We start from the raw sequence: 14,583 nt of genomic DNA on the forward strand, positions 1-14,583 counted from the left end.
GCCGGCTCATTTCTTGATTACAAAAACCGGTTATTTGCGCGAGAAATGCACGACCAGTCGATCACCTACCATTTGCAGCACTTGTACCAGAATCAGCAGCAACACCACGGTGACGATCATCACGTCAGTCTGGAAACGCTGGTAGCCGAAACGGATCGCCAGGTCACCCAGACCACCGGCACCGACCACACCGGCCATCGCCGTGTAGGACACCAGTGTAATCGCCGTCACCGTAATCGCTGCGAAGATGCCCGGACGGGCTTCCGGCAGCAAGGCGTTCATGATGATCTGCCGGGTGGTCGCGCCCATCGACTGGGTCGCTTCGATGATGCCGCGATCGACTTCACGCAGCGCGGTTTCCACCAGACGCGCGAAGAACGGGGTCGCCCCCACCACCAACGGCGGAATCGCACCGGCCACGCCCAGCGAGGTGCCGGTGATCAGCACGGTGAACGGGATCATCACGATCAACAGAATAATGAACGGCAGCGAACGCAGGATGTTCACCGCCAGCGACATGAAGGCGTAGAGGCCACGGTTTTCCAGGAGCTGACGCGGGCTGCAGAGAAACAGCAACACACCCAGCGGCAGGCCGAGCAGCACGGTAAACAGCAGCGAACCGCCGAGCATCAGCATGGTGTCGCCGGTCGCCAGCCAGATTTCGTACCAGTCGATATTGGTGAAGAAACTCATCAGGGCTTCCATTAACGCAGCACCTCCATGTGAACGTCAGCGGCGGTGAAGCGGGCGAAGGCCGCTTCCATGTCGCCACCGGTGACGGCGAGGGTCAATTGCCCGTAAGGAATGTCTTTGATGCGGTCGATGCGACCGGCGAGGATGCTGTAGTCGACGCCGGTTTCCCGGGCGACAGTACCGAGCAACGGCGCGTAGGTCGCTTCGCCCTGGAAGGTCAGACGCACGATGCGACCCGGCACGTGAGCGAAGTCATCGCGCTGTTCGCTTTCGTCGATCTGCTCGCTTTCCTGCACAAAACGCTTGGTGGTCGGGTGCTTCGGATGCAGGAACACATCGGCCACCGAACCTTGCTCGACGATCACCCCGGCGTCCATCACTGCCACCTGATCGCAGACGCGACGGATCACGTCCATCTCGTGGGTGATCAGGACGATGGTCAGTTTCAGTTCACGGTTGATCTCGGCCAGCAGTTGCAGGACTGACGCGGTAGTCTGCGGATCGAGGGCGCTGGTGGCCTCGTCGCACAGCAGAATCTTCGGCTTGGTCGCCAGGGCGCGGGCGATGCCGACGCGCTGCTTCTGGCCGCCGGACAATTGCGCCGGATACTTCTTGGCGTGGTCGGACAGACCGACCCGCGCCAGCAACTCGGCGACGCGCTGGTTGATCTCGCTGGTCGACAGTTCGCCGGCCAGGGTCAGCGGCAGCGCGACGTTGTCGGCGACAGTCTTGGACGCAAGCAGGTTGAAGTGCTGGAAGATCATCCCGACCTGCTGGCGGAAACGGCGCAGGCCGTTGGCGTCCAGTGCGGTGACTTCTTCGCCGTCGACGATGATCTTGCCGCCGCTGGACTCTTCCAGGCGATTGATCAGACGCAGCAGGGTACTTTTTCCCGCACCGGAATGGCCGATCAGGCCGAAGACCTGACCGTTTTCAATCGAAAGACTGGTCGGGTGCAGGGCGGGAATGTCCTTACCGGCGACGCGGTAAGTTTTGTGGACGTTTTGAAACTCGATCACGTAGCGAACCTTGTGGGGCGCGTTAGAAAAGGATCAGCGGTTAGCCGGGCGCGCATTTTAGCCTGTCCGTATAGAGGTTCTTAGCATTTATTTCGCAATCAACCTTCGATTTGGCAATAACAAGATCAAAGGTCATAAAAAAGGAACGCCCAAAACCCTCGTCAGTCACTAAGTAAGCGACTTGAAAACCCTGGGTGCCGTACCCGGGAACCACTCAAGAGTCCCCGGCAAGCATCGGGGTCAACCGAGGAGTTTACGTCTGATGAGCAAGAAGCCTACGACCGATAAAAGCCAGATGGCCGGAACCGACACCCAGGACCGCGCCAACACCAACGCCAAACTCGACAGTCTGGAGACATTTCGCTCCGACGCTACCGGCCAGGCCCTGCGCACCAACCAGGGGGTGAAGATTGCCGATAACCAGAACACCCTCAAGGCCGGCCCGCGCGGGCCGTCGTTGCTGGAAGACTTCATCATGCGTGAGAAAATCACGCACTTTGACCATGAGCGCATTCCAGAGCGCATCGTCCACGCACGCGGCACTGGCGCCCATGGTTTCTTCCAGGCCTACGAGAACCATTCGACGCTGACCAAGGCCGGTTTCCTGCAGGATCCGGGGAAAAAGACCCCGGTGTTCGTGCGCTTTTCCACGGTGCAGGGGCCACGCGGCTCCGGCGATACCGTGCGTGACGTGCGCGGTTTTGCGGTGAAGTTCTTCACTGATGAAGGCAACTTCGATCTGGTCGGCAACAACATGCCGGTGTTCTTCATTCAGGACGCGATCAAGTTTCCCGACTTCGTCCACGCGGTGAAACCCGAGCCGCACAACGAAATCCCCACCGGCGGCTCGGCCCACGATACGTTCTGGGATTTCGTCTCGCTGGTGCCGGAATCGGCGCACATGGTGATCTGGGCGATGTCCGACCGGGCGATCCCGAAAAGCCTGCGCAGCATGCAGGGCTTTGGCGTGCACACCTTCCGCCTGGTCAACGCCGAGGGCAAATCGCGTTTCGTCAAATTCCACTGGCGCCCTACCGCTGGCACCTGCTCGCTGGTGTGGGACGAGGCGCAGAAGCTCGCCGGTAAAGACACCGACTACCATCGTCGCGACCTCTGGGAAGCGATCGAGATGGGTGACTACCCGGAATGGGAACTGGGGGTACAAATCATCGAGGAGGAAAACGAGCACGACTTCGATTTCGACATCCTCGACCCGACCAAGCTGATCCCCGAAGAAATCGTGCCGATCACCCCGCTGGGCAAGATGACCCTCAACCGTAACCCGGATAACTTCTTCGCCGAGACCGAGCAGGTCGCGTTTTGCCCCGGTCATATAGTACCGGGCATCGACTTCTCGAATGACCCGTTGCTGCAAGGACGGCTGTTTTCCTACACCGATACGCAAATCAGCCGACTCGGTGGGCCGAATTTTCATGAGTTGCCAATCAACCGCCCGGTGGCGCCGTTCCACAACGGTCAGCGCGATGCGCAGCACCGTACGGTGATCGACAAGGGTCGCGCGTCCTACGAGCCGAACTCGATCGATGGTGGCTGGCCGAAGGAAACCCCACCGGCGGCTAAAGACGGCGGCTTCGAGAGCTACCCGGAGCGCATTGATGCGAACAAGATCCGCCAGCGCAGCGAATCATTCAGCGACCACTTCTCCCAGGCACGACTGTTCTTCCACAGCATGAGTGAGCACGAGAAGGAGCACATCATCGCCGCCTACAGCTTCGAACTGGGCAAGGTGGAACGTGCGTTCATCCGCGCGCGGGAGGTGAATGAGATCCTGGCCAACATCGACCTGGAGCTGGCCAAACGTGTCGCGGCCAATCTGGGGTTGCCGGCGCCAGCCAAAGGCACGGTCGAGGTGCGTCGAACCTCGTTCGATCATTCGCCGGCGCTGAGTCAGGCCAATTTGCTGCCAGAGAATATCAAGACGCGGAAAGTGGCAATTCTTGCCGCCAACGGCGTCGATAGTGCGGCGATTGATGCGATGAAGAAAGCTTTGGCTGCTGAGGGTGCGCATGCCAAATTGCTGGGCCCGACTTCGGCGCCGGTGAAGACCGCCGACGGCAAAACCCTGGCGGTGGATGCCTCCATGGAGGGCATGCCTTCGGTGATCTTCGACGCGGTGTTCGTGCCGGGTGGTGCGGCGTCGATCAAGGCATTGAGCGGCGATGGCGTGGCGTTGCATTACCTGCTGGAGGCGTACAAGCATCTGAAGGCGATTGCGCTGCACGCAGAGGCCAAGCAGTTGCAGGATCTGCTGAAGCTGGAGGCGGATGCTGGGTTACTGCAGGGCAAGGATGTGCCGGGGTTGACCAAGCCGTTCTTTGCCGCGATCGGGCAGCATCGGGTCTGGGCGCGAGAGCCTAAGGCGAAAGCCATTCCAGCCTAAGGATCTTCGATGGCTGAAAGGGCGCTATCGCGAGCAGGCTCACTCCTACAGGGGATCTTCGGTGAACACAGAATTTGTGTCATACCGAGCTCAAAATGTAGGAGTGAGCCTGCTTGCGATGCTCTTTTCAGGGTTTACGCGGGATCAGAACCATCTGCGCCGGCACTGTGCGCAAGATTTGCTTCTCGATCTGCAGATCGAAATCCGGATTCAGTTTCTTCACGCGCTTGGTCAGCAATGTCGCCAGCCAAGGGTAATCCTGGGTGCGCGGTGCCTGAATGCTCACGGTGCACTCGTAATTCACCACATCGGCGGCGATCGCATCCAGTTGCCGACGAAGTTTGCGACTATCGTTGATGTTCAGCGCCACCGTGGTGCTCTCGGCGGTCGGATCGATCACCTTGGCTTTCGGTTTGGCCTCAGCTGCCAGCAGCGCCGCTTCGGCTTTTTCCAGCTCGGCTTTACGGGCTTCGGTGATGGCGCCGTTGACGCCACCGGTCAGCGCCGGGGCTTTGGGCATCAGCGCGCGGGCACGGCTCAGCGCGGTGGCTGCGGCGTTTACATCACCTTTCTGCAACACGATCTGGCTGCGACGCAGGTAGGCTTCGGCCAACTGCCGCTGGTATTGCTCAAGGGACTGATCGTTGGGGGTTTCAGTCTGCAAGGCCGCCAACTGATCTTCGGCGGTGGCCAGTTCGCTGCTGGCCAGGCTTTGCTCCAGCTGTGCGATGGCCGTGGCCCGCGCGTCGGGGGCTTCGGCCACCGGCGGCGTGCTTTGGCAGGCACCCAGCAGCACGGAAAATGCGACAAGGAGCAGATAACGGGAGGCGAACGGCTTCATTCCTGCGACTCTCTAATTGCGCAAAAAGCGAGCAAGTCTACACCCCTCGACGGGGCAGAACAAAACTCAGCAGAAACAGTGCGGCCGCCGTCACAACGATTGACGGCCCCGCCGGGGTGTCCTTGAACCATGACAGCGCCAGCCCGCCACACACCGCGAGCATGCCCAGCAGGCTCGCGCCCAGGGCCATCTGCTCCGGCGAGCGGGCGTGACGTTGTGCCGCAGCCGCCGGGATGATCAACAGCGAGGTAATCAGCAACACTCCGACGATTTTCATCGCCACCGCGATCACCACCGCGATCAACAGCATCAGCGCCATGCGCAGGCCCGCCACCGGCAGGCCTTCGACCTTGGCCAATTCCTCATGCACGGTGATCGCCAGCAGCGGCCGCCACAATGTCACCAGCAACACCAGCACCGCCGCGCTGCCGCCGAGGATCCACATCAGGTCGGTCGGGCTGATCGCCAGCAGGTCGCCGAACAGATAGGCCATCAGGTCGATCCGCACTTCATGCATGAAGCTTAGTACCACCAGGCCGAGAGAGAGCGTGCTCGGTGCGAGAATTCCCAACAGCGTGTCGGACGCCAGCGGCTGGCGCTGTTGCAAGGTCACCAGCAGCACCGCCAGCAGCAGGCAGCCGACCGTGACCGCAACGGTCGGACTCACATCCAGCAAAAAGCCCAGCGCCACGCCAAGCAGCGCGGCGTGAGACAGGGTGTCGCCGAAATAGGCCATGCGCCGCCAGACCACAAACGAGCCCAACGGCCCGGCGACCACCGCCAGTGCCAGACCTGCAAGCAGGGCATACAACAGAAAATCAGCCATGCTTGCAGTTGTCTCCGTGAACGTGGGTGTGGCCCGCACCGGGCGCCTTGACCACCGAACCGTGCAGGTCATGGGCGTGGTCGTGATGGTGGTGATAGATCGCCAGGCTCGGCGCATTCTTGCCGAACAGCTCGACGAACGCCGGATCGCCGCTGACCTGCTCGGGATGCCCGGAGCAGCAGACGTGACGGTTCAGGCACACCACCTGATCGGTGGTGCTCATCACCAGATGCAAATCGTGGGAAACCATCAACACACCGCAGCCGTGACGGTCGCGCAGGCGAGTGATCAGGCTGTACAGCTCGGCTTGCCCGGCCACATCGACGCCTTGCACCGGCTCATCCAGCACCAGCAGCTCCGGTTCGCGCAGCAGCGCCCGGGCCAGCAGCACCCGCTGCATCTCACCACCGGAAACGCTTTGCACGGGACTGTCGATCACGTGTTCGGCGCCGACTTCTTTCAGTGCCGCCAACGCACGGGGACGATCAACGCCCGGTACCAGCCGCAGGAACCGCAGCACCGACAGCGGCAAGGTCGGATCGACGTGCAGTTTTTGCGGCATGTAGCCGACGCGCAGTTTCGGCTTGCGCCAGACGCTGCCGCTGTCCGGCTTCAACAGCCCGAGCACGGCGCGTACCAGGGTGGTCTTGCCGGCGCCGTTGGGGCCGATCAGCGTGACGATCTGCCCCGGCTCGACGCTCAGCTCGATGTTGTCCAGCACAGTCTGCCCGGCAAAGGTCACGGCGACGTGCTGAAGACGGATCAACGGGTTGCTCATCAAGCCCCCTGGCAACCGGAGCACAGGCCGACCACTTCGACGGTCTGCGCTTCGACGATGAAACCGACGTCTTTGGCGCTGTTGATGATCGCGTCGCTGATAGCTTTCTGTTCCAACTCAATGGCGGCGTGGCAGTCGCGGCAAATCAGGAACTGGCCCTGATGCGCATGTTCCGGGTGCACGCAACCGACGAAGGCGTTGAGCGACGAGATGCGGTGCACCAGGCCGTTTTCGAGGAGGAAATCCAGCGCGCGGTACACGGTTGGTGGCGCGGCGCGACGGCCGTCCTGTTCGCTGAGCACCGCGAGAATGTCATAGGCGCCCAGCGGCTTGTGGCTCTGCCACACCAATTCCAGCACCCGCCGGCGCAACGCAGTCAGGCGCAGGCCTTTCTGGGCGCACAAGGCATCGGCCTCGGTCAGTGCGCTGTGCACGCAATGAGAGTGGTCGTGGGGACGGCTGGCAATCGGTGTAATAGGCATGGGCGGCGACGAGTTTTGATAGAGACGTTATTATGTTACCCGTTCTCGCCTCCTTGAGTGGTCATCGTGTCCCGACTTTTTTCTGTTTTTGTGGCTTTTGTCGCCAGTTTTCTGCTGATCGGTTCGGCCCAGGCCGAGGTCAAGGTCCTCACCAGCATCAAACCGTTGCAGTTGATTGCAGCGGCGGTGCAGGACGGCGTGGCGATTCCCGAAGTGCTGCTGCCGCCGGGCGCTTCGCCACACAACTACGCGCTGCGCCCATCGGATGTGCGCAAGGTGCAATCGGTGGATCTGCTGTACTGGATCGGTCCGGACATGGAAGGCTTCCTGCCCCGGGTGCTGAACGGTCGTACGCTGCCGAGCGTCGCGGTGCAGGATCTGCCGGGGATGAAGCTGCGCCGTTTTGCCGAGGACAGCCATTCCCACGCTGAAGACGCCGACGAGCATGATCACGATCACCGTCCGGGCACGCTGGATGCGCATTTGTGGCTATCACCGGTCAATGCACGGGTGATTGCCGACAAAATGGCGGCCGACCTGAGCGCTGTCGATCCGGCCAACGCCGAGCGTTATCAGAGCAACGCCAAGGCCTTCGATGAGCGCCTCGATGTGTTGGATGCGCGGCTGAAGAAGCGCCTGGCAGGCATTGATGGCAAACCGTACTTCGTCTTTCACGAGGCGTTTGATTACTTCGAAGAAGCCTACGGCCTGAAGCACACCGGCGTATTCAGCGTGGCTGCCGAAGTGCAGCCGGGTGCGCAGCACGTCGCGGCGATGCGCAAGCGCTTGCAGGAAGTCGGTAAGACGTGTGTGTTCAGCGAGCCGCCGTTGCGCCCGCGCCTGGCGGAGACCCTGGTAGCTGGACTGCCGGTGAAACTGGCTGAGCTGGATGCGTTGGGCGGGTATACGCCGGCGACAGCTCAGGGTTATGAGCAGGTGCTGGAGAAGCTGGGCAATGATCTGGCCGGGTGCCTGGAATCGCTGTAACCCCCAACTCCTGTGGGAGCAAGCCTGCTCGCGAAAGCGGTGTGCCAGTCAACATAGATGCTGAATGTGCCGCCCCATTCGCGAGCAAACCCGCTCCCACAGGTTCGTGGTGGCTTCCAGAATTAACTCAGAGGGCGAACGGCAACGGTGTATTGACCTGCTGCCGCTGCGCCAACCGCTGCTCGAACTCCTGCGGATCGTGAATCAGCACGTCCTGCCCGGCAAACTGCTCGGCGGCGATCAGTCGCGAAAGCCAGAACCGCACACACGCCACGCGCAGCATGGTCGGCCACAACTCGGCCTCCGCCGCCGTAAACGGTCGCAGCCCCGCATAGGCACCGAGGAACGCACGGGCACGTGGCCCATCGATCAGGCCTTCCTCGTCCGAACACCAGTCGTTCAAGGCAATCGCCACGTCGTAGAGCATCGGCCCCGAGCAAGCGTTGTAGAAGTCGATCAGGCCGGTCAGGTGCGTGCCTTCGAACATCGCGTTGTCGCGGAACAGGTCGGCGTGGATGTTCGCCCGAGGCAGCGCGAGGATTCTCTCTTTCTGCGCAGTGATTTCCTCCAGCGCCTTGTGCAACAGGGCACGCGGCTCGTCGCTCAGGTGCGAGAGAAACTCGGTGCCCTCCTCCAGCATCCAGTCCAGGCCACGATCAGTCTTGCGCTTGATCATGCGCTCGCCCTGGGTCGCCAGGTGCAGGTGCGCCTGCAACTCGCCGACCTGCGCGCAATGCTGCGCATTGGCGACCTTGATATGTTTGCCGGACAGGCGTGGTTGCAGCAGCGCCGGTTTGCCCTTCAGCTCACGCAGCGCCACGCCGTCGGTGGTGCGCAGTGCGTAAGGCACCGGCAGATCGGCCTCGTGCAGCACGTCGAGCAGTTCGATGAAGAACGGCATCTCCTGCACCGGGCCGCGTTCGACCAGGGTCAGGACGAACTCGCCCTGCTCCAGGCTGATAAAGAAATTGGTGTTTTCGCTGCCGGCGGCGATCCCCTGGAAATCAAGCAGACGGCCAAGCCCGTAAGGGGCGAGAAAGGTTTCCAGCTCGGGCCGAGCCAGGGGAGTGAACACAGACATGGTTAAAAACTGCTCAGTTCAGGCGTCGCGGTCAGGCGACGCCGATTAAAAGTCGGGAATCTTACTTCCAGGTAAAGATTTCCCACGCGGGAATCAACATATTCGGCTGATCGGAGCGGATGTAGTTCGCGTCCGTACCATCGGCGCGCACCAGGAAATAGGGCTTACCCTTCTTCGGCGTGACCTTGATCGCATAGACGAAGCCACTGCGACTGTATTCCTGGATGACCTTGTCGCCTTCCGTGTGCGTGTTAATGGTAACTTCCGGCTCTTTTGACGACGCATCATCCGCCGCCATCGCGGCCAACGGTGAGGCAGCAATCAGACCGACCAGCAGCAAGCGATTTAACGTACGCATGATAACCTTGTCCCTTTGTCGTCAACGGTCCCGCTATTCTAGCGCCGGACCCGCCGAAAAGGTTGATCCTGCTCATGAGCCAAGCCCCCCTCGTCCTGGTGGACGGTTCGTCTTACCTGTACCGCGCTTTCCACGCACTGCCACCGCTGACCACCTCCAAAGGCCTGCCGACCGGTGCGGTCAAAGGTGTGCTGAACATGCTCAAGAGTCTGCGCAAGCAGTACCCGGACAGCCCGTTCGCCGTGGTGTTCGACGCCAAGGGCGGGACGTTTCGCGATGAGATGTACGCCGAATACAAGGCCAACCGCCCAAGCATGCCCGACGACATGCGCGTGCAGATCGAGCCGCTGCACCAGAGCGTGATCGCCCTCGGTTTCCCGCTGCTGTGCGTGGAAGGCGTGGAGGCTGACGACGTGATCGGCACCCTGGCGCGCAGCAGCGCGGCGGCAGATCGCCCGGTGATCATCTCCACCGGCGACAAGGACATGGCGCAACTGGTCGACGGCCACATTACCTTGGTCAATACCATGTCCGGTAGCTCGATGGACGTGGAGGGCGTGAAGGAGAAATTCGGCGTCGCTCCAGAGCAGATCATCGATTATCTGGCACTGATGGGCGATTCTTCCGACAACATTCCGGGCGTTCCCGGCATCGGCCCGAAGACCGCGTCCGGCCTGCTGGTGGGCGTCAATGGCGGCCTGACCGAACTCTACGCACAGCTCGACATCGTGCCGACCCTGCCGATTCGCGGGGCCAAGACCCTGCCGGCCAAGCTCGAAGAACACAAGGAGATGGCGTTCCTCTCCTATCAACTGGCCACCATCAAGGTCGACGTGCCGCTGGACGTCGAACTCGACGACTTGCAGATGGGTGCGGAAGATCCCGCCAAGCTCTACGAGCTCTACACCCTGCTGGAATTCAAGAGCTGGCTGAATGACCTTGATCGTGACGCCAAGCGCCAGGAACTGAGCGCTGCCAGCGAGCCAGCGCCGGCTGGCGATCTGTTCAGCGCGCCAGCAGAAGAAGCGCCCGCCGCTCCTGCTGAAGCCGCGTATGAAACCATCCTCGATCAGGCGCGCTTCGACGTCTGGCTGGAAAAACTGAAGAACGCCAAACTGTTCGCCTTCGACACCGAAACCACCGGCATCGACGCGCAGCAGGCACAACTGGTCGGCCTGTCGTTCGCCGTGCAGGCCAACGAAGCGGCGTACATTCCGCTGACCCACTCGTACATCGGCGTGCCCGACCAACTGGATCGCGACACCGTACTGCGCGCGCTGAAGCCGATTCTGGAAGACCCGAACAAGCTCAAAGTCGGCCAGCACGCCAAGTTCGACATGAACATCCTGGCCAACTGCGCCATCGGCGGCGATCAGAACAACGGCATCAGCGTGCGCGGCATCGCCTTCGATACGATGCTTGAGTCCTACGTGCTCAACTCCACTGCCACCCGCCACGACATGGACAGCCTCGCGCAGAAGTACCTGGACCACACCACTGTGAGCTTCCAGGACATCGCCGGCAAAGGCGCCAAGCAACTGACCTTCGACCAGATCGCTCTGGAACAGGCCGGGCCGTACGCCGCCGAAGATGCCGACATCACCTTGCGTCTGCACCAGACCCTGTTCGAAAAACTCAGCGCGATCCCTAGCCTGGCCAGCGTGCTGACCGACATCGAGATTCCGTTGGTGCCGGTCCTGGCGCGCATCGAGCGCCAGGGCGCATTTGTCGACGCCGCGTTGCTGGGCGTGCAGAGCATCGAACTGGGCGAGAAGATGGTTGCGCTGGAGCGCGAAGCCTTCGAGATCGCCGGCGAAGAATTCAACCTCGGCTCGCCGAAACAGTTGGGCGTGATTCTCTACGAAAAGCTCGGCCTGCCGGTACTGAAGAAAACCGCCAAGGGCCAGCCATCGACCGCCGAAGAAGTGCTGGCGAAACTCGCCGAGGACGATCACCGCTTGCCGAAAGTGCTGATGGAGCACCGCTCCATGAGCAAGCTGAAAAGCACTTACACCGATCGTCTGCCGGAGCAGATCAACCCGCGCACCGGGCGCATCCACACCTCGTACCATCAGGCTGTGGCATCGACTGGGCGCTTGTCCTCCAGCGATCCGAACCTGCAGAACATTCCGGTGCGTACCGCTGAGGGCCGGCGCATTCGTCAGGCGTTCGTGGCGCCAAAGGGCTACAAACTGCTGGCGGCGGACTACTCGCAGATCGAACTGCGGATCATGGCCCACCTGTCCAGGGACGAAGGCCTGATGAACGCCTTCCGCAACAACCTCGACGTGCACACCGCGACCGCTGCCGAAGTGTTCAAGGTCGAACTCAATGAAGTGACTTCCGACCAGCGCCGTGGCGCCAAGGCGATCAACTTCGGCCTGATCTACGGCATGGGTGCGCAGAAGCTCGGCAAGGACATCGGCGTCGACACCAAGACTGCCAAGGCTTACATCGACACCTACTTCGCCCGTTATCCAGGCGTTCGCGAGTACATGGATCGCACCCGCGCGCAGGCAGCGGATCAGGGTTATGTCGAGACGTTCTTCGGTCGTCGTCTGTATCTACCGGAAATCAACTCGAACAAGCCACAGGAACGCGCTGCCGCCGAACGCACGGCGATCAACGCGCCGATGCAGGGCACCGCTGCGGACATCATCAAGAAAGCCATGGTGGCGGTGGATAACTGGCTGGCAGCGTCCGGGCTGGACGCCAAAGTCATCCTGCAGGTGCACGACGAACTGGTGCTGGAGGTTCGCGAGGATCTGGTCGATCAGGTGAGCCAGGAAATCCGCCTGCACATGAGCGAAGCGGCGAAGCTGGACGTGCCGTTGCTGGTGGAAGTCGGCGTTGGCAACAACTGGGATGAGGCGCACTAAGGCGTCTGGCCCGGCCGTTTGCCGTGACATGGGGTCGCGGCAAACAGCAGAAATGTGCTTATTTCGAAACGCGCTTGAAATTATTCCAAAGCTTTTTGAAAAAAATCTGAACTAATCTGACAGCTCACTACTCAGAGATACTGAATGGCTGGTGAAGCCCTTCGATGCTCCTATGTTGTGTTAAGTGTTGGCAGATATCTGAACCCCGCCCTAGCGGTTCGGAACTTAAACCCCGGAACTTCTCCCTCCCCATATGAAGTCCGGGGCTTTTTTTTGCCTCAAAACTGGCTGTGGTGCCGCCAGACTGCGTTAAAAGCGCAGTTAAAAATGCTCATTTAGGGCCCCTAAAGTCGAGCGCGACCCCCGGCCTTTTTTAACCGCACTTTTGCCTTGCCTGACAGCACCACAGACAGTTTTGAAATCCCCTTACTCTGCCTCTGCCGGCACTTCCGTGCCTTTGTCTGCCAGCTCCATCCAGCCTGCCAGCACAGTGTAGGCCTCTTCCAGGCCCAGGCGTTTTGGCGCCGAGAACAGTTGGATGGTGACCAGATCACCCCAGCCCTTGCGAATTTCCGACTGCACCTTAAGCAGCGTGTTCTTGGCTGCGCCGTAGGTCAGCTTGTCGGCCTTGGTCAGCAGAATGTGCATCGGCATGCCGGCGGCAACGGCCCAGTCGAGCATCAGCAGGTCGAAGTCGGTCATTGGATGACGGATGTCCATCATCAGAATCAAACCCTTCAAACTCTCGCGGCCACCAAGGTAAGCCTCAAGGTGACGCTGCCAGTGCATCTTCAGCGGGATCGGTACTTTTGCGTAACCGTAGCCCGGCAGGTCGACCAGACGACGATCTTCGTCTAGCTTGAAGAAGTTCAACAGCTGTGTGCGACCCGGGGTTTTCGAGGTTCGCGCCAGGCTGGCGTGAGTCAGGGTGTTCAGTGCGCTGGATTTACCGGCGTTGGAACGACCGGCGAACGCCACTTCGAAGCCTTCGTCGTCAGGGCATTGATCGACTTTGGCGGCACTGAGCATGAACGTGGACTGTTGGCACAGGCCGAGGATGGGATTCTTGAGTTGCATGGGATTTCCGATGTGGGCGGCGCCGGGATTGGGCGCGGAACGCGGTGTCGCTTCCGTTTCAGTGACGCCAGTATATAATGCCGCAGATTTTGTGTGTGCTTTGTCCCAGCGAAGGATGAAGTTCACGAGAGCCAAAGACCTTGATTGCGCATCAGAACGCAGAACGCTCTCAACCCTGAAAAGGTCGTTTTATGACGAAATGGCTGCTGGCTGCCGGAGTCCTGATACCGCTTTACAGCGCACAGGCTACACAGGAACCGGAAGCCGTGTACAACCGTGTTTGTGGTGCCTGTCATTCCGGCCAACTACCCATGGCGCCCGAAAGAGGCGATCAGGAAGCTTGGACGCCGAGGTTGGCGAAAGGTATGGAGACGCTGGTGCAACACGTGACCCAGGGTTTCAAGGCGATGCCGCCGCGTGGTTTGTGCATGGACTGCAGTGCCGAGGATTACCAGGCCATCATCCTTTGGATGAGCGAGAGTAAACCCGGTCCATAACTCTTAACCCTTAGCCGTAGTTGGATTAGCTGATGAACAAATTGATCGTGAGTCTGCTGTTGACCGTGGGAATCTCAGGCTTCGCCCATGCTGCCGGTGATGCCACCGCCGGCCAGGCAAAAGCTGCCGTATGCGGAGCCTGCCATGGCCCGGACGGGAACAGCATGGCACCAAACTTTCCGAAACTGGCCGGCCAGGGTGAACGCTACCTGACCAAGCAACTGCACGACATCAAGTCGGGCAAGCGCACCGTTCTGGAAATGACGGGCCTGCTGACCAACCTGAGCGATCAGGATCTTTCCGACATCGCGGCGTACTTTGCCAGCCAGAAAGGCAGTGTCGGCGCCGCTGATCCGAAGATCGTCGCTCGCGGTGAAGCCCTGTTCCGCGGCGGTAATCTGGCCAAGGGCCTTCCAGCCTGCACCGGCTGCCACTCGCCGAATGGCGCGGGTAATGCCGCTGCCGGCTTCCCGCATCTGGGTGGCCAGCACGCTCAATACATCACCAAGCAGTTGACCGATTTCCGCAAGGAAGAAGGCGGCCGCACCAACGACGGCGACACCATGACCATGCAGACCATCGCCAAACGCCTGAGCGACGAAGACATCGCTGCCGTCTCCAGCTACATTCAAGGTCTGCACTAAGAGCATTTGGCAGCGATAGA

At 60.7% G+C, this 14,583-nt stretch carries 14 protein-coding genes; 5 read left to right on the forward strand and 9 right to left on the reverse strand.

What is annotated here, in order from left to right:
• Positions 1–30 precede the first annotated feature (30 nt).
• A complete protein-coding gene (locus PseAD21_RS09500) occupies positions 31–705 on the reverse strand; it encodes a methionine ABC transporter permease (RefSeq protein ID WP_102355459.1) in 675 nt (224 codons plus the stop codon).
• A complete protein-coding gene (locus PseAD21_RS09505) occupies positions 705–1,712 on the reverse strand; it encodes a methionine ABC transporter ATP-binding protein (RefSeq protein ID WP_102355460.1) in 1,008 nt (335 codons plus the stop codon). Before PseAD21_RS09505 ends, PseAD21_RS09500 begins: the two co-directional genes overlap by 1 nt.
• A gap of 259 nt (positions 1,713–1,971) precedes the next feature.
• On the opposite strand from PseAD21_RS09505, the gene katE reads away from it, so the two are divergent.
• On the forward strand, positions 1,972–4,113 hold the full coding sequence (katE, locus tag PseAD21_RS09510) for a catalase HPII (protein ID WP_102355529.1): 2,142 nt from the start codon (positions 1,972–1,974) through the stop codon (positions 4,111–4,113).
• A 127-nt stretch (positions 4,114–4,240) separates the two neighbouring features.
• On the opposite strand, the gene PseAD21_RS09515 is transcribed toward katE, so the two are convergent.
• The 4 genes from PseAD21_RS09515 to PseAD21_RS09530 are packed head-to-tail and all read right to left on the reverse strand — an operon-like array spanning position 4,241 to position 7,040.
• Positions 4,241–4,954 (reverse strand): PA5502 family lipoprotein, encoded by a 714-nt coding sequence (locus PseAD21_RS09515; RefSeq protein ID WP_102355461.1) that lies wholly within the window; start codon positions 4,952–4,954, stop codon positions 4,241–4,243.
• Positions 4,955–4,991: 37 nt separating this feature from the next.
• Positions 4,992–5,780 (reverse strand): zinc ABC transporter permease subunit ZnuB, encoded by a 789-nt coding sequence (gene znuB, locus PseAD21_RS09520; protein WP_025112310.1) that lies wholly within the window; start codon positions 5,778–5,780, stop codon positions 4,992–4,994.
• On the reverse strand, positions 5,773–6,558 hold the full coding sequence (gene znuC / locus PseAD21_RS09525; protein ID WP_025112309.1) for a zinc ABC transporter ATP-binding protein ZnuC: 786 nt from the start codon (positions 6,556–6,558) through the stop codon (positions 5,773–5,775). The genes znuB and znuC overlap by 8 nt, the downstream gene beginning before the upstream one ends.
• Positions 6,558–7,040 (reverse strand): Fur family transcriptional regulator, encoded by a 483-nt coding sequence (locus tag PseAD21_RS09530; protein WP_025112308.1) that lies wholly within the window; start codon positions 7,038–7,040, stop codon positions 6,558–6,560. Before PseAD21_RS09530 ends, znuC begins: the two co-directional genes overlap by 1 nt.
• A gap of 66 nt (positions 7,041–7,106) precedes the next feature.
• On the opposite strand from PseAD21_RS09530, the gene PseAD21_RS09535 reads away from it, so the two are divergent.
• On the forward strand, positions 7,107–8,027 hold the full coding sequence (locus PseAD21_RS09535) for a zinc ABC transporter substrate-binding protein (RefSeq protein WP_102355530.1): 921 nt from the start codon (positions 7,107–7,109) through the stop codon (positions 8,025–8,027).
• Between the two features lie 127 nt (positions 8,028–8,154).
• On the opposite strand, the gene PseAD21_RS09545 is transcribed toward PseAD21_RS09535, so the two are convergent.
• Together PseAD21_RS09545 and PseAD21_RS09550 are read right to left on the reverse strand one after the other, a co-directional pair.
• The gene (locus PseAD21_RS09545; protein WP_102355463.1) at positions 8,155–9,108 is read right to left on the reverse strand and encodes a homoserine kinase; all 954 of its coding nucleotides are present in this window, start codon (positions 9,106–9,108) and stop codon (positions 8,155–8,157) included.
• A 61-nt stretch (positions 9,109–9,169) separates the two neighbouring features.
• The gene (locus PseAD21_RS09550; protein WP_102355464.1) at positions 9,170–9,466 is read right to left on the reverse strand and encodes a DUF2782 domain-containing protein; all 297 of its coding nucleotides are present in this window, start codon (positions 9,464–9,466) and stop codon (positions 9,170–9,172) included.
• Between the two features lie 74 nt (positions 9,467–9,540).
• Between PseAD21_RS09550 and polA the strand changes: the two genes are divergently transcribed.
• Entirely contained in the window at positions 9,541–12,345 is a 2,805-nt protein-coding gene (polA, locus tag PseAD21_RS09555) for a DNA polymerase I (RefSeq protein WP_102355465.1), read from the forward strand.
• Positions 12,346–12,771: 426 nt separating this feature from the next.
• Here the strand turns inward: polA and yihA are convergent, their stop codons facing one another.
• Positions 12,772–13,422 (reverse strand): ribosome biogenesis GTP-binding protein YihA/YsxC, encoded by a 651-nt coding sequence (gene yihA, locus PseAD21_RS09560; RefSeq protein ID WP_102355466.1) that lies wholly within the window; start codon positions 13,420–13,422, stop codon positions 12,772–12,774.
• Positions 13,423–13,613: 191 nt separating this feature from the next.
• On the opposite strand from yihA, the gene PseAD21_RS09565 reads away from it, so the two are divergent.
• Complete coding sequence (locus tag PseAD21_RS09565) at positions 13,614–13,919, forward strand: cytochrome c5 family protein (protein ID WP_025112302.1); 306 nt, start codon at positions 13,614–13,616, stop codon at positions 13,917–13,919.
• Between the two features lie 32 nt (positions 13,920–13,951).
• A complete protein-coding gene (locus tag PseAD21_RS09570; protein WP_102355467.1) occupies positions 13,952–14,563 on the forward strand; it encodes a cytochrome c in 612 nt (203 codons plus the stop codon).
• Positions 14,564–14,583: the final 20 nt, after the last annotated feature.

This window comes from Pseudomonas sp. AD21, assembly GCF_002878485.1.
Classification (GTDB): domain Bacteria; phylum Pseudomonadota; class Gammaproteobacteria; order Pseudomonadales; family Pseudomonadaceae; genus Aquipseudomonas.

Bases quoted from the DNA above. Each gene is read 5' to 3' on its own strand.
- PseAD21_RS09500 (WP_102355459.1), bottom strand. From the start codon at position 705: ATGGAAGCCCTGATGAGTTTCTTCACCAATATCGACTGGTACGAAATC.
- PseAD21_RS09550 (WP_102355464.1), bottom strand. From the start codon at position 9,466: ATGCGTACGTTAAATCGCTTGCTGCTGGTCGGTCTGATTGCTGCCTCA.
- PseAD21_RS09530 (WP_025112308.1), bottom strand. From the start codon at position 7,040: ATGCCTATTACACCGATTGCCAGCCGTCCCCACGACCACTCTCATTGC.
- polA (WP_102355465.1), top strand. From the start codon at position 9,541: ATGAGCCAAGCCCCCCTCGTCCTGGTGGACGGTTCGTCTTACCTGTAC.
- PseAD21_RS09565 (WP_025112302.1), top strand. From the start codon at position 13,614: ATGACGAAATGGCTGCTGGCTGCCGGAGTCCTGATACCGCTTTACAGC.
- PseAD21_RS09570 (WP_102355467.1), top strand. From the start codon at position 13,952: ATGAACAAATTGATCGTGAGTCTGCTGTTGACCGTGGGAATCTCAGGC.
- znuC (WP_025112309.1), bottom strand. From the start codon at position 6,558: ATGAGCAACCCGTTGATCCGTCTTCAGCACGTCGCCGTGACCTTTGCC.
- PseAD21_RS09545 (WP_102355463.1), bottom strand. From the start codon at position 9,108: ATGTCTGTGTTCACTCCCCTGGCTCGGCCCGAGCTGGAAACCTTTCTC.
- yihA (WP_102355466.1), bottom strand. From the start codon at position 13,422: ATGCAACTCAAGAATCCCATCCTCGGCCTGTGCCAACAGTCCACGTTC.
- PseAD21_RS09515 (WP_102355461.1), bottom strand. From the start codon at position 4,954: ATGAAGCCGTTCGCCTCCCGTTATCTGCTCCTTGTCGCATTTTCCGTG.
- znuB (WP_025112310.1), bottom strand. From the start codon at position 5,780: ATGGCTGATTTTCTGTTGTATGCCCTGCTTGCAGGTCTGGCACTGGCG.